Origin of the sequence: Streptomyces sp. CB03234, from assembly GCF_001905885.1 — a bacterium.
In the GTDB taxonomy this organism is placed as follows: domain Bacteria; phylum Actinomycetota; class Actinomycetes; order Streptomycetales; family Streptomycetaceae; genus Streptomyces.
Genome location: NZ_LIYH01000001.1, coordinates 1,057,158 through 1,077,842 on the forward strand (window position 1 = coordinate 1,057,158; position 20,685 = coordinate 1,077,842).

The following is a 20,685-nucleotide window of genomic DNA, read 5'->3' on the forward strand; positions in this document are numbered from 1 at the left end:
TCGTCCGGGGGTGGGGGAGTTGGCCAGGCGCGAGCGTGTCGTCCGCATGTCCGTCGAGCAGCCGCTGTGGCGGGCTCTGACCGCCTACCGCGTCCTCACCATGGCGTACGCGGTGCTCCTCTTCATCTCCAGCCGGGAGAAGTTCGAGCGCCCGTGGGTCGCCGTCGCGTTCCTCGCCGTCATGTCCGTCTGGACGCTGGCCACGCTCCCCAAGGTGGCCGGCGCCACCAGCTGCACCAAGCGGTTCCTCGTCGCCGACCTGACCGTCGCCCTCACCGGCATCCTGCTCACCCCGCTCGCCGACGTGCACGCCCAGTCGTTCGACGGCCCGACGCTGCCGACCATCTGGACGGCCGGTTCGGTCCTCGCGTACGCCATCAAGGGCGGCTGGCGCTGGGCCGCCTTCGCCTCGTCCCTGGTCGCCGTCGCCAACATCGTCGAGCGCGGCCACCCCAGCCGGGACACCCTGCACAATGTGCTGCTGGTGTGGGTCGCCTCCATAGCGATCGGTTACGTCGTCGAAGTCGCCCGCGCCTCCGAACGGACCCTCGCGCGGGCCCTGGAGATCGAGGCGGCCACCCGGGAGCGGGAGCGGCTGGCCCGCGACATCCACGACTCGGTCCTCCAGGTACTGGCCATGGTCCAGCGCCGGGGCACGGCCCTGGGCGGCGAGGCCGCCGAGCTCGGCCGGATGGCGGGGGAGCAGGAGGTCGCGCTGCGCACCCTGGTCGCGGGCGGCCTGACCCGTACCTCGCGCGTCTCGGAGGACGAGTCGCTGGGCGCCGTCGTCCGCGAGGTGGACGAACCGGACGACGACGGCCCGGCCGACCTGCGCGCCCTGCTCGCCCCGCACGCCGGGGCCCGGGTGACCTTCTCGGAACCGGGCGCTCCGGTGCTGCTGGCGCCCGGTGCGGCGAGGGAGCTCGCGGCCGCTGTCAGTGCCGCCCTGGACAATGTCCGCAGACACGCGGGCGACGGTGCCCGGGCGTGGATCCTGGTCGAGGACTGGCCGGACGAGGTGATCGTCACGGTCCGGGACGACGGGCCGGGCATCCCGGACGGGCGGCTCGCGCAGGCGGAAGGCGAAGGGCGGCTCGGCGTCGCGCAGTCCATCCGGGGCAGGCTCCGGGACCTGGGCGGCACCGCCGAGCTGGTCTCCGTCCCGGGGCAGGGCACGGAAGTCGAACTGAAGGTTCCAAGGGTTTCACGGGGGAAGGCAGGGAAATGAGCGAGCAGCAGATCAAGGTGATGGTGGTCGACGACCACCCGATGTGGCGGGACGCGGTCGCCCGCGACCTGGCCGAGGCCGGGTTCGACGTGGTCGCCACGGCCGGCGACGGCGAGCAGGCCGTGCGCCGCGCCCAGGCCACCCGCCCCGACGTGCTGGTCCTCGACCTGAATCTGCCGGCCAAGCCCGGCGTCCAGGTCTGCAAGGAGCTCGTCGCCGCCAACCCCGCCCTGCGGGTGCTGGTGCTCTCCGCGAGCGGCGAGCACGCCGACGTACTGGAGGCGGTGAAGTCCGGCGCGACCGGGTACCTCCTGAAGTCGGCCAGCACCGATGAGCTGCTCGACGCCGTGCGCCGGACGGCCGTCGGCGACCCGGTCTTCACGCCGGGCCTGGCGGGCCTGGTCCTCGGAGAGTACCGCCGGCTGGCCTCCGAGCCGCTGCCGGCGACCGGCGCGGACGAGCCGAAGGCCCCGCAGCTCACCGAGCGCGAGACCGAGGTGCTGCGGCTGGTCGCCAAGGGCCTGAGCTACAAGCAGATCGCCGAGCGCCTGGTCATCTCGCACCGCACCGTCCAGAACCACGTCCAGAACACGCTCGGCAAGCTCCAGCTCCACAACCGCGTCGAGCTGGTGCGGTACGCGATAGAACGCGGCCTCGACGACGCGTAGCGCGTAACTCTCCTACGCCTGCCTGGAATTCACCTTTCGTACCGTCCCGGAGTGACGCAGGTCACCATTAGCGTGGCCCGTGTACGTCTCCGTGTGCGTCTCCGTGACGGCGAAGGGAAGTATCCATGCGGGTCGGAGTACTGACCGGGGGCGGCGACTGCCCCGGTCTCAACGCGGTCATCCGCGCCATCGTCCGCAAGGGCGTCCAGGAGTACGGCTACTCCTTCACCGGCTTCCGGGACGGCTGGCGCGGCCCCCTGGAGGGCGACACCGTACGCCTCGACATCCCTGCCGTGCGCGGCATCCTGCCGCGCGGCGGCACCATCCTCGGCTCCTCGCGCACCAACCCCCTCAAGGTGAAGGACGGTGTCCGCCGCATCAAGGACACCCTCGCCGAGCACGACGTGGAAGCGCTGATCACGATCGGCGGCGAGGACACCCTCGGCGTCGCCGCGCGCCTGAGCGACGAGTACGGCATCCCGTGCGTCGGCGTACCGAAGACCATCGACAACGACCTGTCCGCCACCGACTACACCTTCGGCTTCGACACGGCGGTCGGCATCGCGACCGAGGCCATCGACCGCCTCCACACCACCGCCGAGTCCCATATGCGTGTCCTGGTCGTGGAGGTGATGGGGCGTCATGCCGGCTGGATAGCCCTGCACTCGGGCCTCGCCGGCGGCGCCAACGTCATCCTCATCCCCGAGCAGCGCTTCGACGTCGAGCAGGTCTGCTCCTGGGTGACCTCCCGCTTCCGGGCGTCGTACGCGCCGATCGTCGTCGTCGCCGAGGGGGCGATGCCGAGGGACGGCGACATGGTCCTCAAGGACGAGACGCTGGACTCCTTCGGCCACGTCCGGCTCTCGGGGGTCGGCGAGTGGCTCGCCAAGGAGATCGAGAAGCGGACCGGGAAGGAGGCCCGCACCACCGTCCTCGGACACGTCCAGCGCGGCGGCACCCCCAGCGCCTTCGACCGCTGGCTGGCCACCCGGTTCGGTCTGCACGCGATCGACGCCGTGCGGGACGGCGACTTCGGCACGATGGTCGCCCTGCGCGGCACGGACATCGTCCGCGTACCGATCGCCGAGGCGACCGCGCGGCTGAAGACGGTGGACCCGAAGCTGTACGAGGAGGTCGGGGTCTTCTTCGGCTGAGCCCACCCTCGTGCCCTGGGCCGGGCGCGCGCGGCTCCCGGCCCGTGAGCCCGGCCCCTTCACCTCCGGCTGACGTCCAGCGCCCGCACCAGGTCCCGGACCACCGAAGCGCCCCGCAGCGTCAGCACCGACTCGGGATGGAACTGCACGCCCGCGAAGCCCGGCCCACGCAGCGCGTGCACCTCGCCGGTCACCGGGTCGCGGCTCACCTCGACGCCGTGCGCCGCCAGCTCGGTGACCGTCTCCTCGTCGCACCGGGCGGTGAAGCTGTTGTAGAACCCGACCGTCTCCTCCGTACCGAAGAGGTCGATCCGCACCTGTGCGCCCTGGAAGGGCACCGCCTTGCGCACGATCGGCAGGCCCAGCTCGGCGGCGATCAGCTCGTGGCCGAGGCACACGCCCAGCAGCCCGTGACGATGACCGCGTACGAGATCGGCGGCCAGCGCCCGCAGCGAGCACATCTTCGGGTCGGTCAGGTCTCCGGGGTCACCGGGGCCGGGCCCCAGCACCACCGGGCCCTCGTGCGCGAGCGCCGCCTCCCGCAGCCCCGGCTCGTCGAACCTCCGGACCGTGACGTCCAGGCCCGAGGAGCGCAGCAGGTGCGCGAGCATCGCGGTGAACGTGTCCTCGCCGTCGACCACCAGGGCGTGCCCGGTCAGCTCGGCGGACGGGCTCTGCATCTTCAGCCAGAACGGCGCCAGGTCCGCCCGCCGCGCGTCCAGGGCCGCCCGTACACGCGGATCGTCGGCCAGCCGGGGCCGTACCGCCTCCTCGCGCGGCCGCCCGGGGCGTACCCCCAGCGCCGCCAGGACGCCCGCCGCCTTGGCGTGCGTCTCGGCGACCTCACCCGCCGGATCCGAGTGCCGCACCAGCGTGGCGCCGACCGGGACGCGCAGCCGGCCGGCGGCCGAGATGTCGGCGGTACGGATCAGGATCGGCGAGTCCAGGGTCTGCGCCCCGCCCGCGTCCGTACCGAGGAGCGCCAGGGCGCCCGCGTAGTAGCCGCGGCCCCTGCTCTCGTGGCGCTCGATGACCCGGCAGGCGTTCTGGACGGGCGACCCGGTGACGGTGGCCGCGAACATCGTCTCGCGCAGCACCTCCCGTACGTCCAGGGAGGACCGGCCCCGCAGCTCGTACTCGGTGTGCGCGAGGTGCGCCATCTCCTTGAGTCTCGGCCCGATCACCACCCCGCCCATGTCGCCGACCGTGCACATCATCTTCAGCTCCTCGTCCACCACCATGGAGAGTTCGTCGGTCTCCTTCCGGTCGGCGAGAAACGTCAGCAGGCCCTCGGGAGTCGGCCCGCCGGCCGGATAGCGGTAGGTGCCGCTGATCGGGTTCATGGTGACCGTCCCGCCCGACATGCGGACGTGCACCTCGGGGCTCGCCCCGACCAGCGTGCGCTCCCCGGTGTGCACGACGAAGGTCCAGTACGCGCCCCGCTCGCCGGCCAGCAGCCGGCGGAACAGCGCCAGCGCGTCACGCCGCCCGAACCCGGGGATCGTGCCGGTGTACGTACGGCGGATGACGAAGTTCGCCCCCTCGCCGCGCCCGATCTCGTCCTCGATGACGCGGCGCACGGTCCCCGCGTACTCCTCGTCGGACACGTCGAAGGCACCGTCCTCGACCGTCACGTCGTGCGCCGGAAGCTGCTCCAGCGCGTCGGCGAGCGGCAGCTCGTACGCCTCGTCGGCGACCAGCACGGACAGCGGCGTGCCGTCGTCCCGCACGTCGAAGCCCCGCTCCCGCAGCTGCCGGAACGGCACCAGGGCGAGGGAAGGCCGGTCCCCGACGGGGATCTCGGCCAGGCGCCCGGCCTCGTGCACGGCGCCGATCAGCACCTCGACGGTGTCGTGGTCCCGACCGGGGGTGCGGCGGCGCAGCAGGGCGAAGGGCGGGCAGGAGTCGTCGAGCAGCCGAGTGAGGTCCATCGGATGTGTTCCTTCCAGGTGGACGGATGTCCAGGTGGGGAGGAACGGCCCGTACGAAACGGAAGAAGGCCGCCCCTCGGGCGGCCTTCGCGTGTGTCGGTGTACGCGCAGTCAGTGGGCCGCCGGATGAGCGGTCCACCACCAGTTCTGGGTCGAAAGCGCGAACATGGGCCGCACCCTACCGCATGGAACCCCAGAACCTTCAAGATTCGTTGTCTCATCAGGTGAGCGGCCAGCTGGACGTATGGGAAGACCCCGTAAGGTTGTGCAGGTGACCGTGAACGCTAAGTCCACCGCAAGCGGTGGCAACACCTGGCGAGACCTTCCCGCGGCGCAGCAGCCCGAGTACCCGGATGCCGAGGCTCTGCGCGATGTGATCGCGGACCTCGAGTCGTATCCGCCGCTCGTCTTCGCGGGCGAGTGCGACCAGCTGCGCGCCCGGATGGGAGCCGTCGCCAGGGGCGAGGCGTTCCTGCTTCAGGGTGGCGACTGCGCCGAGGCCTTCGACGCCGTGTCGGCCGACCACATCCGTAACAAGCTCAAGACCCTGCTCCAGATGGGCGCCGTGCTGACGTACGCCGCCTCCGTCCCCGTCGTGAAGGTGGGGCGGATCGCGGGCCAGTACTCCAAGCCGCGCTCCAAGCCGACCGAGACGCGCGACGGCGTGACGCTGCCGACGTACCGGGGCGACTCCGTCAACGGCTTCGCCTTCACCGAAGAGGCGCGGATCCCGGACCCGGAGCGGCTCAAGCGCATGTACCAGGCGTCGGCCTCGACGCTGAACCTGGTGCGCGCCTTCACCACCGGCGGCTACGCCGACCTGCGCCAGGTGCACGCCTGGAACCAGGACTTCGTGAAGTCGTCGCCGTCGGGCCAGCGCTACGAGCAGCTGGCGCGGGAGATCGACAACGCGCTGAACTTCATGAAGGCGTGTGGCACCGACCCGGCCGAGTTCCGCACGGTCGAGTTCTACGCCTCGCACGAGGCGCTGCTGCTGGACTACGAGTCGGCGCTGACCCGCGTCGACTCCCGCACGGGCCGGCTGTACGACACCTCGGGCCACATGGTCTGGATCGGTGAGCGCACCCGCCAGCTCGACGGCGCGCACATCGAGTTCGCGTCGCAGATCCGCAACCCGATCGGCATCAAGCTCGGCCCGTCGACCACGGTCGACGAGGCGCTGACGTACGTCGACCGCCTCGACCCCGACCGGGAGCCGGGCCGGCTGACCTTCATCGTCCGCATGGGCGCCGACAAGGTCCGCGACAAGCTCCCCGAGCTGGTCGAGAAGGTCACCGCCTCCGGTGCCACGGTGGCCTGGGTGACCGACCCGATGCACGGCAACACCTTCGAGGCGGCCTCCGGCCACAAGACGCGCCGTTTCGACGACGTGCTCGACGAGGTCAAGGGCTTCTTCGAGGTCCACAAGGAGCTCGGTACGCACCCGGGCGGCATCCACGTGGAGCTGACCGGTGACGACGTCACCGAGTGCGTGGGCGGCGGCCACGAGATCTTCGTCGACGACCTGCACCAGCGCTACGAGACGGCCTGCGACCCGCGGCTCAACCGCAGCCAGTCGCTGGACCTGGCGTTCCTGGTGGCGGAGATGTACCGCGATCAGTGACCGGTGATCGTTGATCTTGGCTGAATACAGCCTTGACGTGCCGATGGGGCGCGGATCCATGTGATCCGCGCCCCATCGCCATTTCCCGGGCTTTTGCGCGCCGTGGGCTACGGGTAAGGTTAGGTTAGCCTCACCGATCAAGGGCGGGGTCCCCGTAACCCGTCCCGTCGATCCCCGCAGGGAGGTGAACCGCGTGTACGTCTGCTCGTGCTTCGGTGTCACCGAGAAGCAGGTCAAGGAACACGCGGACGCCGGCGCCTGCACGCCCCGCCAGATAGCGTCGGCCTGCAAGGCCGGCACGGACTGCGGATCCTGCGTACGCCGCATCCAGGCGATCCTCGGCCGCGGCAACTGCCCGCGGCGCGAGCTGGTGGATCAGGGCAAGCCCGCGCTCACGGCCGCCGAAGCCGTGGTCGCCGTGGACGCCGTGGAGCTGCGCGAGGCCGCCTAGGCCCGGCGGGCTCAGCTGTCCGGCTGCTCGATCAGCTGGGCGAGGTAGAGCGCCTCACCGAGCTTGTCGACCAGTTCCAGCTGGGTGTCGAGGTAGTCGATGTGGTGCTCCTCGTCGGCCAGGATCGACTCGAAGATGTTCGCGGACGTGATGTCGCCCTTGTTGCGCATGACCTCGATGCCGCGCCTGAGCCGGTCGATGGCCTCCACCTCGACCTGCCGGTCCGCCTGGAACATCTCCGTGACCGTCTGGCCGATGCGGACGTGGAAGAGCCGCTGGTAGTTCGGCAGCCCTTCGAGGAAGAGGATCCGGTCGGTGAGGACCTCGGCGTGCTTCATCTCGTCGAACGACTCCGCACGGGTGTATTTGGCGAGCTTCGTCCACCCGAAGTTCTCCTGCATCTTCGCGTGCAGGAAGTACTGGTTGATCGCCGTGAGCTCGGCGGTCAGCTGCTCGTTGAGGAACTCGATGACCTCGGGGTCGCCCTGCATCGCAGAGGCTCCTTCCGCGCGTGTGAAAGGGGCAGATGCCGCGCATCCTCGCACCGCTGGAGAGGAGCGTCCAGTAAGTGCACGCTTAGTAGGAGTTGCCCGAATCTGCCTCGTGCCTGTGTCATGACCACCCTTCCCGGTCTGTCACCATTGAGTCATGGGTCAGCCAGGGAGCGGGGAACACCGGGCAGCAGGGGAGTCCGAGCTTCCACCGGGGCAGCGGCTTCAGCGCGGCTGGCCGGTCACCCACTACGGGCCGGTCCCCAAGTTCAAGCCCGACCGCTGGGAGTTCCGGGTCTTCGGGGCCACCGCCAATGGCGACAAGCACTGCTGGAACCACGAGGAGTTCTCGGCGCTGCCGTTCTCCACGGTCGTGGCCGACCTGCACTGCGTGACGAAGTACAGCATGCTGGGGGCCGAATGGGGCGGGGTCCCCGCCCGTACGATCCTGGAACTGGCGCCGCCGGCCGCCAATGCCACGCATGTGATGGTGTGGGCCGAGTACGGGTTCAGTGCCAACATGCGGCTCGCCGACTTCGCCTCCGAGCGAACGATTTTCGCCACGCACAAGGACGGTGAGCTGCTCACCGCCGAGCACGGTTTCCCGCTGCGGCTCGTCGTGCCGCACCTGTACGCCTGGAAGGGGCCCAAGTGGGTCCGGGGCGTGGAGTACATGACCGCCGATCGCCGCGGCTTCTGGGAGGAGCGCGGCTATCACAACATCGGCGACCCGTGGACGGAACAGAGGTACTCGTACCAGGAGGAGCCGGGGGACGGCCCGGAGCTCTGATACCCCTGGGTGGTACTCGTCAGTGGTGGTACTGGTGCACCACCGCGTGCCCCTTGCCGCGGCCGATCATCCACTTGTTGACGGGTGTGGTGATGAGGAAGGCGGCGAAGAGGGCGAAGGCCAGCACGCCCCAGAAGAACGCGTCGGTGAGGTGCGCGTCCATGGCGCCCGGCCAGAGGGCGAGGACGCCGTTGTCGATCAGCTCCATGACGGCGATGGACAGGGTGTCGGCGGCGAGGGCCACCCGGAAGGCGGTCCTGAAGTCGACGCCGGCCCTGAGGATGCCGCGCAGGGTGAGCGCGTAGCCGAAGAAGAAGGCCAGGGTGATCGCGAGGGCCATGGTCGGCACGGTGGACCAGCCCAGGGCCGTACCGATGACCATGCCGAGAACCTCGCCGATGGCGCAGCCGGTGAGGCAGTGGAGGGTGGCCTTGGCGGCCATGGACCAGCTGACCTTGCCGCCGGTGGCGTGCTGGTGGTGGTGCTGGTGGTGCTCGTGCTCGTGGTGCTGCTCGTGCTCGTGGTGCTGCTCGGGCAAGCGGTGCTGCTCGGGCTCGTGGTTCTGCTGGTGCCCGTGGTTCTGCTGGTGCGCGTGTTCGCCGTGCTGGGTGTGACTTTCGTGCTGCATGAGAGCCCCCAAGGTCATGTGGCGGTAGCGGTTCCTGCCGACAGCAGGAACCGTATACCCCCCTGGGGTATTCCTCAACGCCTCAGCGGAGTTTCTTCAGCCGCTCGATGTCGGCCGCGTGCCCTTCCTTGCCGCCGGGCGTCTCGATGACCAGGGGGACGCCCTCGGTCGCCGGGTGGCACATCAGCTCGCGGAACGGCTCCTCGCCGATGTGGCCCGCGCCGATGTTCGCGTGACGGTCCTTGTGGGCGCCCACGACGTCCTTGGAGTCGTTGGCGTGGATCAGCTTCAGCCGGCCCTCGCCGACCGTGTCGACCAGCAGGTCCAGGGTCTGCCGTACGCCGTGCTCCCCGGCCAGGTCGTGCCCGGCCGCGAAGATGTGGCAGGTGTCCAGGCAGATGCCCAGCTTGGGGTGGGCGTCGAGCGCCTCGAAGTACGGGCCGAAGTCCCAGGTGCGGGAGCACAGCGAGGCGCCCTGCCCGGCCGTCGACTCCAGCAGCAGGAACGGGTCGTCGTCGTGGGTCAGTTCGTCCAGCAGCGGCAGCATGTGCGTGCGTACCTGCGCGAGAGCCTCCTCCCGGGGGCGGCCGCCGGTCGCCGAGCCGGTGTGGACCACCACGCCGAGGGCGCCGATGTCGCGGGCGCGGCGCAGCGAGTGGCGCAGGGACGCCACGGAGAACTCGACGGTCGCCTCGGTGTGGGAGCCGAAGTTGATCAGGTAAGGGGCGTGGACGTACGCGGGTATGCCCTCGACGGCGCACTCGTCGCGGAACAGCTCGTCCTGGACCGGGTTTCCGGCGGGCGTGGCCCAGCCGCGCGGATTGGCGACGAAGACCTGGACGGCTTCGGCGCCGATCTCGCGGGCGTAGGTGAGGCCGGTCTTCGCGAGGCCGCCGGCCACGGGGACATGGCCGCCGACGGGGTTCCTCATGTGCTCTTACAGTCCCTTGGTCTTGATGGTGATGGTGCTGCCCTCGGGGGCCCGGTCGCCGCCGCTGACGGACTGGCTCTCCACGGTGTCGCCGAGGAAGGGGAAGCTCTTCTCGACCTTCACCTCGAAGCCGGCGCCTTCCAGCTCCCGCTTGGCGTCGTCGACGTGGTCGCCCGTGACGTCGGGGACGTCGGCCATGCGGGGGCCCTTGGAGACGGTGAGCGTGATCGTGTCGCCCTTGGCGGCCTCGCTGCCCCCGGAGAGGGACTGGGCGGCCACGCTGCCCGCCGCCTCGGTGGAGTGGACCCGCGCGGGGGCGACCTTCACGGTGAGCCCGGCGTCCTCCAGCGTACGGGTGGCGTCCTCGACGGTGTCGCCGGTGACGTCCGGGACGTCGAGCGGGGCGCCCTTGCTGACGACGAGGGCGACCGCGGAGTCGGGGTTGCGCCCGGTACCGGCCTTCGGGTCGGTGCTGATCACGGTCCCTCGCTCGAACTCCTGGCTGAAGGCCCGGGTGACGACGCCGGAGGCGAGACCGGCCTTGGTGAGTTCGCGCTTGGCGTCGGCGAGCGGCAGTCCCTTCAGGTTCGGCACCTTCACGATCTTCGGGCCGCGGGAGATGGTGAGGGTCACCGGTCCGTTGCCGCGGACGCGCTCGCCGGGCGCGGGGTAGGCGGCCATCACGGTGCCCCGCTTGTACGCGCTGCTGTAGTCCCGCTCGACGCTCTTGACGTCCAGCCCGGCGTCGGCGAGCCGCTTCTCCGCCTGGGCCTGGGTCTGGCCGAGCACGGTGGGGACCCGGGTGAACTGCCCCGAGTTGATGTACCAGACGCCCGCGCCGACGCCCAGGACGAGCAGCACGGCGACCACGGCGGCGAGCACGCCACGCCGCGCGTTGCCGAAGGGGGCGCGGGGCTGCGGCTCCCGCTCCGGCTCGGGAGCGGGCTGCGGGGGCATGGCCAGCCGGCTGGTGCGCTGGACGCCGTCCTCCTCGCCGGGCAGGGCCCGTGCGATCACGCTGGTGGGTTCCTCCGAGCCACCGCCGGGGTTTTCGGTACGGGCCTGCGGCGGTACGAGGTCGAGCTGGGCGTCGTCGAGCGCGGCGCGGGCCTCACGGGCCTGGGCGAGGAGTGCCACCGCGTCGGGCGGGCGTACGTCGGGGTTGCGGGCGGTGGCGCTCGCCACCAGCTCGTCCAGGTCGACGGCGAGGCCGGGGACGGTGGCGGAGGGCGGCGGGACGTCCGCGTTCAGGTGCTGGTAGAGGACCTGGGCGGGCGTGTCGCCCGCGTGCGGCTTGGCGCCGGTCAGCATCTCGTACAGGACGACACCGCAGGCGTACACGTCCGCGCGGGTGTCGGCGGTGCCGTGCTCGATCTGCTCGGGCGCCAGATACGACACGGTGCCCAGGACCGAGCCGGTGGTGCTGGTGGCCGCGCCGACCGCCCGGACGAGCCCGAAGTCGGCGACCTTGACCCGGCCGTCGTCCCCTATCAGGACGTTCTCGGGCTTCATGTCCCGGTGGACGAACCCCGCCCGGTGCGCGGCGCCCAGCGCGGCGAGCACCGGCTCCAGGATGTCCAGCGCCGCGCGGGGCTGGAGCGCGCCACGCTCGCGCAGCGCGTCGCGGAGGGTGCAGCCGGCCACGTACTCCATCGCCAGATAGACGTACGCCCCGTCGGCGCCCTGGTCGAAGACGCCGACCACATTGGGGTGCGACAGGCGCGCCACGGACTTGGCCTCGCGGATGAACCGCTCCACGAACGTCGCGTCGGTCGCGAGGGCCGGGTGCATCACCTTCAGGGCGAGCACCCGGTCGAGCCGGGTGTCGAGGGCCCGGTAGACGGTGGCCATGCCACCGACGGCGATGCGCGCGTCGACCCGGTAGCGGCCGTCGAGCAGCTGGCCGACGAGGGGGTCGTGCAGGGTCGTATCCACCCGCCCGAGTCTACGAGCCCCCACCGACAGCCCCGCCGCCCCGTACCTGCCCCGGCCTGGACTGCAGCCGACCTGTAACACCCGGCGGCACCCCCCGGCCGGTCAGAACACCGGCCGGTCAGAACACCGGCCGGTCAGAACACCGGCCGGTGTTGAACGCGGGCCGGTCAGATCGCGGACCGGTCAGAACGCCGGCCGCTCCGGGTCCAGCGCCGCCCGGCCCTCCACCGGGGACGATGCCTCCGCGAAGTGGCGGCGCGGGATGCGGCCCGCCCGGTGGGCCAGGCGGCCCGCCTCCACCGCGTGGCGCATCGCCTCCGCCATCAGGACCGGCTCCTGGGCCCGCGTCACCGCCGACGCGAGCATCACGGCCGCGCATCCCAGCTCCATCGCCAGGGCCGCGTCGGACGCCGTGCCCGCGCCCGCGTCCAGGATCACCGGCACGCGCGCGTGCTCCACGATCAGCTGGAAGTTGTGCGGGTTGCGGATGCCGAGGCCGGAGCCTATGGGGGAGCCCAGCGGCATGATCGCGGCGCAGCCGACGTCCTCCAGCTTGCGCGCCAGCACAGGGTCGTCGTTGGTGTAGGGCAGGACGGTGAAACCGTCGTCGACCAGCGTCTCGGCGGCGTCGAGCAGCTCGATCGGGTCGGGCAGCAGCGTCCGCTCGTCCGCGACGACCTCCAGCTTGATCCAGTCCGTTCCGAGCGCCTCCCGCGCGAGGCGGGCCGTCAGCACGGCCTCGCCCGCGGTGAAGCAGCCGGCCGTGTTCGGCAGCACACGGATGCCGAGCTTGTCGAGGACGGACAGGACGGAGCCCTGCACGGTCGGGTCGAGGCGGCGCATCGCCACGGTCGTCAGCTCCGTGCCGCTGGCGGCCAGGGAGCGTTCCAGTACGTCGAGGCTGGGCGCCCCGCCCGTGCCCATGATCAGCCGGGAGTCGAAGGTGGTCCCGGCGAGGGTGAGACGGTCGTCGGCCATGGGTCAGCCCCCCTGGACCGCGGTGAGGACCTCGACCCGGTCGCCCTCGCCGAGCATCGTCCCCGGCCACTGGCTGCGCGGGACGACGGTCTCGTTGACGGCGGCGGCGACCCCGGACGGTGCCGAGGTGAGGGTGGCGACCAGGGCGTCGAGAGTGGTCGGGCCGGCGAGCCGTCGGGCCTCGCCGTTGACGGAGACGTTCATGACACTCCAACCGGGGAGAGGGACGGAGAGGGGGCGGGGGAGGGGAAACGGGCGGGGGCGAAGGCTTGGGCCTCCTCCGGGAGCTGCCCGGTGGTCAGCACGGTGGCCATCACGTCCCCGGTGACGGGTGTCAGCAGCACCCCGTTGCGGTAGTGCCCCGTCGCCAGGTGCAGACCGGGCAGCGCGGTGGGGCCGAGCAGCGGCGCGTTGTCGGGGGAGGCAGGCCGCAGCCCCGCGCGGGTCTCGGTCAGGGGCAGCTCGGTGATGCCGGGCACCAGCTCGTGCGCGTCGCGCAGCAGCTCGTACACCCCGCCAGCCGTGACCGTGGTGTCCCAGCCCAGCTCCTCGCTCGTCGCGCCGACGACCAGCTCGCCGTTCTCGCGCGGCACCAGGTACACATGGCTGCCGCGCACGACCGCCCGGACCGTACGGCTCAGGAAAGGCGCGTACGCGCGGGGCACGGACAGCCGCAGCACCTGCCCCTTGACCGGCCGTACCGGCGGCAGCACCTCGTCGGGTACGCCGCCGAGCCGGCCGCTCAGGCTGCCCGCCGCCAGGACCACCTGGCCGGCGGCAAGCTCCGTGCCGTCCTTCAGGAGCACCCCGGCCGCGCGGTCCCGTACCACCAGCAGCCGCTCCGCCCAGGCGCGGTGGACCACCACCCCGGCCCGCTCGCACGCGGCCAGCAGAGCCGTCGCCAGGCGCCGGGGATCGACCTGGTGGTCGCCGTCCACCCGCAGCCCGCCGCGCACGCCGGGCGCCAGCATGGGCTCCAGGCGGCGGCATTCGCGGCCGGTCAGCCACTCCGATTCCAGGCCCGAGCGGTGCTGCAGTGCGTGCAGCTCCCGCAGATGGGCGCGGTCGTCGGCATCCAGGGCGACGGCGAGCGTGCCGCACGCGCGGTATGCGACGTCCACCCCGCCGGCCGCCTCCCGGAGCTCGGCGACGAAGTCCGGATAGCGGCGCGCCGACTCCAGGTTGAGCCCGAGCAGCGTCTCCTCGCCGTAGTGGAGCTCGGTGACCGCGGCGAGCATGCCCGCCGCGACCTGCGCGGCCCCGCCGCCCGGCTCGGGGTCGACGACGGCGGTGCGCAGACCGCGCTGCGCCGCCCGCCAGGCCGTGACCAGGCCGATGATTCCGCCCCCGACGACGAGGACGTCTGACGTACGTGGATGCATGGGCGTCCAGCCCCTCCCTTCGCCGGCATGACCCGGATCAGGTTCGTACGGTCGGAGGCCGTCCCAGCCTCCCTCTCAGCCCAGTGCGTCCGGGCTCCCGCGAGTGCTCTACGGTGGCCAGACTAACCCCACCCCGCAACCCGCAGTAAGGGAGCTTCACCGTGGCGCGGTCGCTCGACGGACGGGTCCTCTCCCCGGTGGTCGACCAGGCCCCTGGTCAGGTCGGTACGGAGACCCTGTTCACGTACCACGAGGAGGACGGCCGTGTGTGGGCCGAGTACGCGGGCGGTGACGTGGTGCGCGGGCATCTCGTCGGGACCCGCGAGGGAGATCGTCTGGACTTCCGGTATGTCCAGCTGAAGCGCGACGGGCGGACGGCGTCGGGGCACTGCCTCTCCACGGTGGTGGAACTGGACGACGGGCGCGTCCGGCTGGAGGAGACCTGGGAATGGGAGTCCCAGGAGGGCAGTGGCACCAGTGTGGTGGAGGAACTGCCTTCCTGACGGCTCTCCCTTCCTGACGTTTGGTCAGCTGCATAAGGTGGGCGGGTGAACGAGCGGATGGAAGCAGAGCGGCGCGTCGTCATCGTCGGCGCCGGGATGGCGGGTGTGCAGACGGCCGTGGCGCTGCGCGAGCAGGGCTTCACCGGCCCCGTGCTGCTGATCGGGGCCGAGCCGCACCAGCCGTACGACAGGCCCCCGTTGTCCAAGGCGGTGCTGCTGGGGACGGCGGAGGGGTCGGCCTTCGACGTGGACTTCGAAGCGCTCGGCATCGAGCTGCGCCTGGGCGTCGAGGTGACCGCCCTGCGCCCCGGCGCACGCGAGGTGGACACCGAGGCGGGGCCGGTCCCGTACGACGTCCTGGTCGTCGCCACCGGCGCCCAGCCCATCGCGCTGCCCGGCTCGGAGGGCGTGCGGGGGGTCCACCTGCTGCGCACCCTCGACGACGCCGAGCGCCTGCGTCCCGTCCTCGCGGAGAAGCACGACGTGGTGGTCGTCGGCGCCGGCTGGATCGGCGCCGAGTTCACCACGGCCGCGCTGGAGGCCGGCTGCGCGGTCACCGTCGTGGAGGCCGCCGCGCGCCCGCTCGCCGGCGCGCTGCCCGCCGAGGTCGCCGCCCCGATGGCCGAGTGGTACGAGGAGAGCGGCGCCAAACTCCTGACGCACGCGCGCGTAGGGCACGTCGAACCGGGCGAGGTCGCCCTGGAGGACGGGCGCCTGCTGCCCGCCGGGGCCGTGGTCGTCGGGATCGGCGCCAGGCCCGCCACCGCCTGGCTGGCCGGCTCCGGCGTCGAGCTCGGCCCGGAGGGCGCGATCGTCGCCGACGACCACCTGCGCACGTCCGCGCCCGATGTGTACGCCGTGGGCGACTGCGCCTCCTTCCCCTCGGCCCGCTACGGCGAGCGGCTGATGGTGCACCACTGGGACAACGCCCTCCAGGGCCCGCGCACGGTGGCCGCCGCCGTCGTCGGCGAGGCCCCGCGGCCGTACGACCCGGTGCCGTATTTCTGGTCCGAGCAGTTCGGCCGGTTCGTGCAGTACGCGGGGCATCACCCGGCCGCCGACGCGATGGTGTGGCGGGGCGACCCGGTCGGCGCGGCCTGGTCGGTGGCGTGGCTGCGCGGGGACGCCCTGGTGGCGCTGCTGGCCGTCGGCCGCCCCCGCGACCTGGCGCAGGGGCGCAAGCTCATCGAGTCCGGCGCGCCGCTCGATCCGGGGCTCGTCGCGGACCCGTCCGTCCCCCTGAAGTCGGCCGCTCGGGGGTAGCGGGGGCCGGTCCGGCGTAGCCCGGCTACCGACTGTCAGTGCGGGATGGCACGCTAGTCCCGTGACCGAGATTGACGCAAAGATCGATGCTCTCGTCCCCGCCTGGCTCCACCTGCCCGACATCGCGGAAATGCTCGATGTCGAGGTGACGCGCGTGCGGCAGCTGGTCAAGGAGGGCCAGCTGATCGCCGTGCGCCGTGGTGAGAACCGGGCGCTCCAGGTGCCTGCCGCCTTCATCAAGGACGGCAAGGTGGTCAAGGGTCTCGCCGGGACCCTGACGCTCCTGAAGGACGACGGCTTCACCGACGAAGAGATGCTGGAGTGGCTCTTCACCCCCGACCCGACCCTGCCGGGCACGCCCGCGCAGGCGCTCAGCGAGAATCGCGGCACGGAGGTGAAGCGCCGCGCCCAGGCGCTCGCCGTCTGACGTCCTGGTAAGCGCCCGGCGGCGTACGCCGGGCGGAACACCGACACCAGGCGGTGTGCGGGCCGGGGGAAGCCCTCCCGCGCCCGTACACCGCCGCACCAACGGGGGGATCACCTCATGTCCACCGCACGCGCCCAGCTCGCCGACGCCCGGCTCTACCTCTGCACGGACGCCCGCAAGCGCCAGGGCGACCTGCCCGAGTTCCTCGACGCGGTGCTGGCCTCCGGCGTGGACATCGTGCAGCTGCGCGACAAGGGCATGGAGGCCGGAGAGGAGCTGGAGCACCTCGCGGTGTTCGCCGACGCCTGCCGCCGGCACGGCAAGCTGCTGGCGGTGAACGACCGGGCCGACGTCGCGCACGCCATCGGCTCCGGTGTGCTGCACCTGGGCCAGGGCGACCTGCCCGTGCCGGCCGCCCGCGCCATCCTGGGCGACGACGTGCTGATAGGCCGCTCCACGCACGCGGAGGCGGAGGTGGACGCGGCGGTGGCCGAGCCGGGCGTGGACTACTTCTGCACCGGCCCGTGCTGGCCGACGCCCACCAAGCCGGGGCGGTACGCGCCCGGGCTGGGCCTCGTGCGGTACGCGGCCGCGCTGCGCCAGGAGCGTCCGTGGTTCGCCATCGGCGGCATCGACGCGGGCAACCTGGACGAGGTGCTGGACGCCGGTGCCCGCCGGATCGTCGTCGTCCGGGCGATCACCGAGGCCGACGACCCGGCGGCGGCCACGGCGGCGCTGGCGAAGCGGGTCCGCGAGCGGGCCGGCGAGCGCGCGGCGTAGGCGCGGGCACGATTCATCCCGTCCGCGAGTGTCCACGAGTGTCCAAAGCGTGGACAACAACCCGGCAAAAGCGACAAATTACCCTGCTCTGGTTGGGTGACGTCCTTCCCGTGGCTAACCTGCCCGTATGGCCCTTGGCACACCTTCCACCAGGACAGATCGCGCACGAACGGTGCGCGATCTGCTCGCGACCGGCAAGACGACGTACTCCTTCGAGTTCTGGGCGCCCAAAACCGAGAAGGGTGAGCGGAACCTCTGGAACGCGCTGCGCCGGGTAGAGGCCGTGGCTCCCAGCTTCGTCTCCGTGACGTACGGAGCAGGCGGCTCCACGAGGGCCGGGACGGTCAAGGCCACCCAGGAGATCGCCGCCGACACCACGCTCACCCCCGTCGCGCACCTCACCGCTGTCAACCACACCATCGCCGAGCTGCGCAACATGATCGGCCAGTACGCCGACGCCGACATCAGGAACATCCTCGCCGTCCGGGGCGACCCGCCCGGTGACCCGATGGGCGAGTGGGTCCCGCACCCCCAGGGCGTGCGGTACGCCGCCGACCTGGTGCGGCTGATCAAGGAGTCCGGCGACTTCTGCGTCGGCGTCGCGGCCTTTCCCGAGATGCACCCGCGCTCCGCCGACTGGGACACGGACATCCGGCACTTCGTGGACAAGTGCCGGGCGGGCGCGGACTACGCGATCACCCAGATGTTCTTCTTCCCCGAGGACTATCTGCGGCTGCGCGACCGGGCCGAGGCCAGGGGCTGCGATACGCCGATCATCCCGGAGATCATGCCGGTCACCAGCGTCAAGCAGATCGAACGGTTCGCTCAGCTCAGCAACGCCCACTTCCCGCCCGAGCTGAAAGAGCGGATCCTCGCCGTCAAGGACGATCCGGCCGCTGTACGCTCCATTGGCATCGAGTTCGCGACGGAGTTCTGCGCGCGGCTGCTCTCCGAGGGCGTCCCCGGATTGCACTTCATTACGCTCAACAACTCCACGGCAACGCTCGAGATCTACGAGAATCTCGGACTGCACGAGCAGTCCTGACCGGCCGTACCCGCCACGTCCCGGGGCGGGGGGCCGTACGAGAGGGGCGGGCATGGGCTGGACGGTCCTCTACATCGCGTTCGGTGTCGTCGCGCTGTGGCTGCTCGGTGAGGTGCTCCTGCAGTACAAGGCACGGCTGCGCTGGCGGCTGCTCGCCTTCGCCGGGTTCCTGGGCGTGGTCCTCGGCGTGCTGCTGCCCTCCGTCCCCGTGATCGCGGCGGGTGCCATCGCCTTCGCGATCGGCCAGACGTACGTCACGCTCTCCTTCCGGCGAGGCTTCTCCACGGGGTGGGCGCTCGGCGGCCGCCCCGGGGCCAGCCGCCGCCGCAGGGCCGGGAACGGGACCCGGGCGGCAGGCGCCGCCGGGCCGACCCTGGAGGTCTCGAACCTCGCCTACGAGCACCAGGAGCCGACGGCCGCCGAGACCACGGCGGTCTACGCCCCGGAGCCGCTGCCGGACGAGACCGGGCAGTACGCGGTCTACAACCAGCCCGCGCCGACCGCCCACACGGCCTCGTACGACGGCGGCTTCGACAACACCTACGCCGCCACCGGGTACGACCAGCAGGGCACCTACGCCACGGCCACGTACGACTACGGCACCGCCGGGGAGCAGAGTTACGCCGCGTACTCCGACCCGTACATCGGCACCGCCCCGTACGACAACAGCGGCTACGGCGAGCAGCAGCAGTACGCCGACCCCTACGCCCCCCAGTACGGCATGGAAACCCCGCCCGGCGGCGTATGGGTGCCACAGCAGCGCGACGCGGAGCACCAGGCCCCGCAGCAGCCGCCGTACGGCTACGACCCGGGCCAGGGCGAGCCGTACCGTTACTGAGAGCCGCGGAAGTCCGCGCCCTCCACGATCAGCCCGGCCACCAGCGCCCCCGACATCCCGGCATGCGCCAGCCCGCCGCCCGGATGGGCCCACCCTCCGGCGAAGTACAACCCGCCCAGGGGGGCGGCGTTCGCCGCGGGCAGCAGCGAGCCGCGCGCACCCGCCAGCGCCGGACCCGGCACCTGGAACACGCCCGTGTCCCGGAACGTGTCGGCCGGAGTGCGCACCACCCGCCACAGCAGCCGCTCCCGCAGGCCCGGCACGGCCGCCGCCGCGGCCTCCACCATGCGGTCGGCGAACGCCTCCACGGCCGCCGTCTGAGCGACGCCCCACAGGTTCTCCGACGCCCATGCGCCGCCCGCCGGGACGGTCGCGGTGACCGTCACCGACTCGTGGTCCGCGTCCGGGCGCAGCCGCTCGTCGCCGGGGCGCAGCACCACGACCGTGGGCCGGTCGCACAGCCGCCCGCGCGCGAGGGCGTCCAGCTCGTCCTCCCGGCCGGCGGAGTGCACCACCGTGCGGTGCACGGCGTCCGCCTCCCGTGCGCCGCGCAGCGCCAGGCACACGGTGACCCGGCCCGTCCGTACGCCCCGCTGGTGGCGCGGCCACTCCTCCTGGCTGTCCCACTCCAGGACCTGGTCCCGGTACAGCGCAGGCAGGGGCGCGCCCGCGACCACATGGTCGGCCTCGACCACCTCCCGGCCGGCCAGTTCGACCCCGGTCACCCGGCCGTCCTCGGCCACCACACCGGTCACCTCGGTACCGAGGACGAACTCCACCTTCCGCTCGAGGCAGCGCTCGTACACGGCGTCCGCCAGCGCCCGGACGCCACCGCTCACGTACCAGCTCCCGAAGGTCTGCTCCATGTACGGCAGCACGGCGGCGGCAGCGGGGGCGGTCGCCGGATCGAAGCCGTACGCCAGGGCGTGGCTCTCCAGCAGCGCCGCCAGCCGCGGATCGCGCAGCTCCCGCCGGCCCACCTCGGCGAGCGTGGTCGCCGAGCGGCGCAGCAGGCCGGTCTTCAGCGCCGGGTAGGGATCGCGCGCGAACCGGGTCACGTCGCCCGGCAGCGGCTCCTCCAGCAGCGGCCTGCGTGAGCGGTCCCAGGCGTCCCGCGCCCGGTTCAGGAACTCGCCCCACCGTGTCCCCGCGCCCGCGCCGAGCGCCGCGTCCAGTGCCGAGACGACACCGGCCCGGGAGGCGTTCGGCAATGACACGGCCGTACCGTCGGCGAAGACGTGCCGGCTCGCCGGGTCGACCTGGGTCAGCTCGACGCACCGCTCCAGCGGCTCCTTGCCCGTCTTGACGAACAGGTCCCGGTACACGGCGGGCAGGTGCAGCAGCCCGGGCCCGGTGTCGAAGGCGAAGCCGTCGCGCTCGAACCGGCCGACCGCGCCTCCGTACGTCTCCGCGCGCTCGTACACCGTCACCCGGTGGCCCGCCACGGCCAGCCGGGCCGCTGCCGCCATGGCGCCCATCCCCGCGCCGATCACCACGATCCGTGCCATGTCAGGGACCCTATCCGGCCCCACTGACAATCCCGCCGGGAGGCCGGACGCACGCGCCCGTGGGCAGGAACGCGGAGTTCTGAGTACGCGTACCTAGGGCGCGAGATGAGTAGGTACGCGGATGGGCCCC

General features: G+C 72.0%; 22 protein-coding genes and 1 riboswitch. Of the genes, 12 read left to right on the plus strand and 10 right to left on the minus strand.

What is annotated here, in order from left to right; genetic code table 11:
• Positions 1 to 19 precede the first annotated feature (19 nt).
• The 3 genes from macS (at position 20) to AMK26_RS04780 (ending at position 3,050) form a co-directional block, all read left to right on the plus strand.
• Entirely contained in the window at positions 20 to 1,228 is a 1,209-nt protein-coding gene (macS, locus tag AMK26_RS04770; protein ID WP_073752211.1) for a MacS family sensor histidine kinase, read from the plus strand.
• Entirely contained in the window at positions 1,225 to 1,896 is a 672-nt protein-coding gene (locus AMK26_RS04775) for a response regulator (protein ID WP_073752213.1), read from the plus strand. Before macS ends, AMK26_RS04775 begins: the two co-directional genes overlap by 4 nt.
• Positions 1,897 to 2,021: 125 nt before the next feature.
• Complete coding sequence (locus AMK26_RS04780; RefSeq protein ID WP_073752214.1) at positions 2,022 to 3,050, plus strand: 6-phosphofructokinase; 1,029 nt, start codon at positions 2,022 to 2,024, stop codon at positions 3,048 to 3,050.
• A 59-nt stretch (positions 3,051 to 3,109) separates the two neighbouring features.
• Here the strand turns inward: AMK26_RS04780 and AMK26_RS04785 are convergent, their stop codons facing one another.
• Entirely contained in the window at positions 3,110 to 4,981 is a 1,872-nt protein-coding gene (locus tag AMK26_RS04785; RefSeq protein WP_073752216.1) for an anthranilate synthase family protein, read from the minus strand.
• 111 nt (positions 4,982 to 5,092) lie between these two features.
• The gene (locus AMK26_RS38670; RefSeq protein ID WP_078912442.1) at positions 5,093 to 5,149 is read right to left on the minus strand and encodes a trp operon leader peptide; all 57 of its coding nucleotides are present in this window, start codon (positions 5,147 to 5,149) and stop codon (positions 5,093 to 5,095) included.
• Positions 5,150 to 5,258: 109 nt separating this feature from the next.
• On the opposite strand from AMK26_RS38670, the gene AMK26_RS04795 reads away from it, so the two are divergent.
• Both AMK26_RS04795 and AMK26_RS04800 read left to right on the plus strand, forming a co-directional pair.
• Complete coding sequence (locus AMK26_RS04795; RefSeq protein WP_073753038.1) at positions 5,259 to 6,605, plus strand: class II 3-deoxy-7-phosphoheptulonate synthase; 1,347 nt, start codon at positions 5,259 to 5,261, stop codon at positions 6,603 to 6,605.
• Between the two features lie 184 nt (positions 6,606 to 6,789).
• Complete coding sequence (locus AMK26_RS04800) at positions 6,790 to 7,056, plus strand: (2Fe-2S)-binding protein (RefSeq protein WP_073752220.1); 267 nt, start codon at positions 6,790 to 6,792, stop codon at positions 7,054 to 7,056.
• An 11-nt stretch (positions 7,057 to 7,067) separates the two neighbouring features.
• Here the strand turns inward: AMK26_RS04800 and bfr are convergent, their stop codons facing one another.
• Positions 7,068 to 7,547: a bacterioferritin gene (gene bfr / locus AMK26_RS04805; RefSeq protein ID WP_073752222.1), complete on the minus strand. Its 480-nt coding sequence runs from the start codon at positions 7,545 to 7,547 to the stop codon at positions 7,068 to 7,070.
• 157 nt (positions 7,548 to 7,704) lie between these two features.
• On the opposite strand from bfr, the gene AMK26_RS04810 reads away from it, so the two are divergent.
• Positions 7,705 to 8,337 carry a sulfite oxidase-like oxidoreductase gene (locus AMK26_RS04810; RefSeq protein ID WP_073752224.1) on the plus strand — a complete coding sequence of 211 codons (633 nt, stop codon included), beginning with the start codon at positions 7,705 to 7,707 and terminating at the stop codon, positions 8,335 to 8,337.
• Positions 8,338 to 8,356: 19 nt separating this feature from the next.
• Here the strand turns inward: AMK26_RS04810 and AMK26_RS04815 are convergent, their stop codons facing one another.
• The 6 genes from AMK26_RS04815 to thiO form a co-directional block, all read right to left on the minus strand.
• Positions 8,357 to 8,965 (minus strand): DUF4396 domain-containing protein, encoded by a 609-nt coding sequence (locus AMK26_RS04815; protein WP_079277441.1) that lies wholly within the window; start codon positions 8,963 to 8,965, stop codon positions 8,357 to 8,359.
• A gap of 82 nt (positions 8,966 to 9,047) precedes the next feature.
• Positions 9,048 to 9,896 (minus strand): deoxyribonuclease IV, encoded by an 849-nt coding sequence (locus AMK26_RS04820; protein ID WP_073752226.1) that lies wholly within the window; start codon positions 9,894 to 9,896, stop codon positions 9,048 to 9,050.
• Between the two features lie 6 nt (positions 9,897 to 9,902).
• Entirely contained in the window at positions 9,903 to 11,831 is a 1,929-nt protein-coding gene (gene pknB, locus AMK26_RS04825) for a Stk1 family PASTA domain-containing Ser/Thr kinase (protein ID WP_198943989.1), read from the minus strand.
• Positions 11,832 to 12,014: 183 nt separating this feature from the next.
• Positions 12,015 to 12,809 carry a thiazole synthase gene (locus AMK26_RS04830; protein ID WP_073752228.1) on the minus strand — a complete coding sequence of 265 codons (795 nt, stop codon included), beginning with the start codon at positions 12,807 to 12,809 and terminating at the stop codon, positions 12,015 to 12,017.
• Between the two features lie 3 nt (positions 12,810 to 12,812).
• On the minus strand, positions 12,813 to 13,013 hold the full coding sequence (gene thiS, locus AMK26_RS04835) for a sulfur carrier protein ThiS (protein ID WP_073752230.1): 201 nt from the start codon (positions 13,011 to 13,013) through the stop codon (positions 12,813 to 12,815).
• Positions 13,010 to 14,191 (minus strand): glycine oxidase ThiO, encoded by a 1,182-nt coding sequence (gene thiO / locus AMK26_RS04840; protein WP_073753044.1) that lies wholly within the window; start codon positions 14,189 to 14,191, stop codon positions 13,010 to 13,012. The genes thiS and thiO overlap by 4 nt, the downstream gene beginning before the upstream one ends.
• Positions 14,189 to 14,302: riboswitch (TPP riboswitch) on the minus strand. Its footprint overlaps the gene before it by 3 nt.
• A gap of 50 nt (positions 14,303 to 14,352) precedes the next feature.
• Here thiO and AMK26_RS04845 point away from each other — a divergent pair.
• The 6 genes from AMK26_RS04845 (at position 14,353) to AMK26_RS04870 (ending at position 19,047) form a co-directional block, all read left to right on the plus strand.
• Positions 14,353 to 14,694: a hypothetical protein gene (locus tag AMK26_RS04845; protein ID WP_073752232.1), complete on the plus strand. Its 342-nt coding sequence runs from the start codon at positions 14,353 to 14,355 to the stop codon at positions 14,692 to 14,694.
• A 57-nt stretch (positions 14,695 to 14,751) separates the two neighbouring features.
• Positions 14,752 to 15,957, plus strand: a complete 1,206-nt coding sequence (locus tag AMK26_RS04850; protein ID WP_107420876.1) for an NAD(P)/FAD-dependent oxidoreductase — start codon at positions 14,752 to 14,754, stop codon at positions 15,955 to 15,957.
• Between the two features lie 61 nt (positions 15,958 to 16,018).
• On the plus strand, positions 16,019 to 16,384 hold the full coding sequence (locus AMK26_RS04855; protein WP_073752235.1) for an Rv2175c family DNA-binding protein: 366 nt from the start codon (positions 16,019 to 16,021) through the stop codon (positions 16,382 to 16,384).
• A 117-nt stretch (positions 16,385 to 16,501) separates the two neighbouring features.
• The gene (gene thiE / locus AMK26_RS04860; RefSeq protein ID WP_073752237.1) at positions 16,502 to 17,164 is read left to right on the plus strand and encodes a thiamine phosphate synthase; all 663 of its coding nucleotides are present in this window, start codon (positions 16,502 to 16,504) and stop codon (positions 17,162 to 17,164) included.
• A gap of 127 nt (positions 17,165 to 17,291) precedes the next feature.
• Complete coding sequence (metF, locus tag AMK26_RS04865; protein ID WP_073752239.1) at positions 17,292 to 18,209, plus strand: methylenetetrahydrofolate reductase [NAD(P)H]; 918 nt, start codon at positions 17,292 to 17,294, stop codon at positions 18,207 to 18,209.
• Between the two features lie 52 nt (positions 18,210 to 18,261).
• Complete coding sequence (locus AMK26_RS04870) at positions 18,262 to 19,047, plus strand: hypothetical protein (RefSeq protein WP_073752241.1); 786 nt, start codon at positions 18,262 to 18,264, stop codon at positions 19,045 to 19,047.
• Here AMK26_RS04870 and AMK26_RS04875 read toward each other — a convergent pair.
• Positions 19,041 to 20,555: a phytoene desaturase family protein gene (locus tag AMK26_RS04875; RefSeq protein ID WP_073752243.1), complete on the minus strand. Its 1,515-nt coding sequence runs from the start codon at positions 20,553 to 20,555 to the stop codon at positions 19,041 to 19,043. The two genes, AMK26_RS04870 and AMK26_RS04875, sit on opposite strands and share 7 nt — an antisense overlap.
• Positions 20,556 to 20,685: the final 130 nt, after the last annotated feature.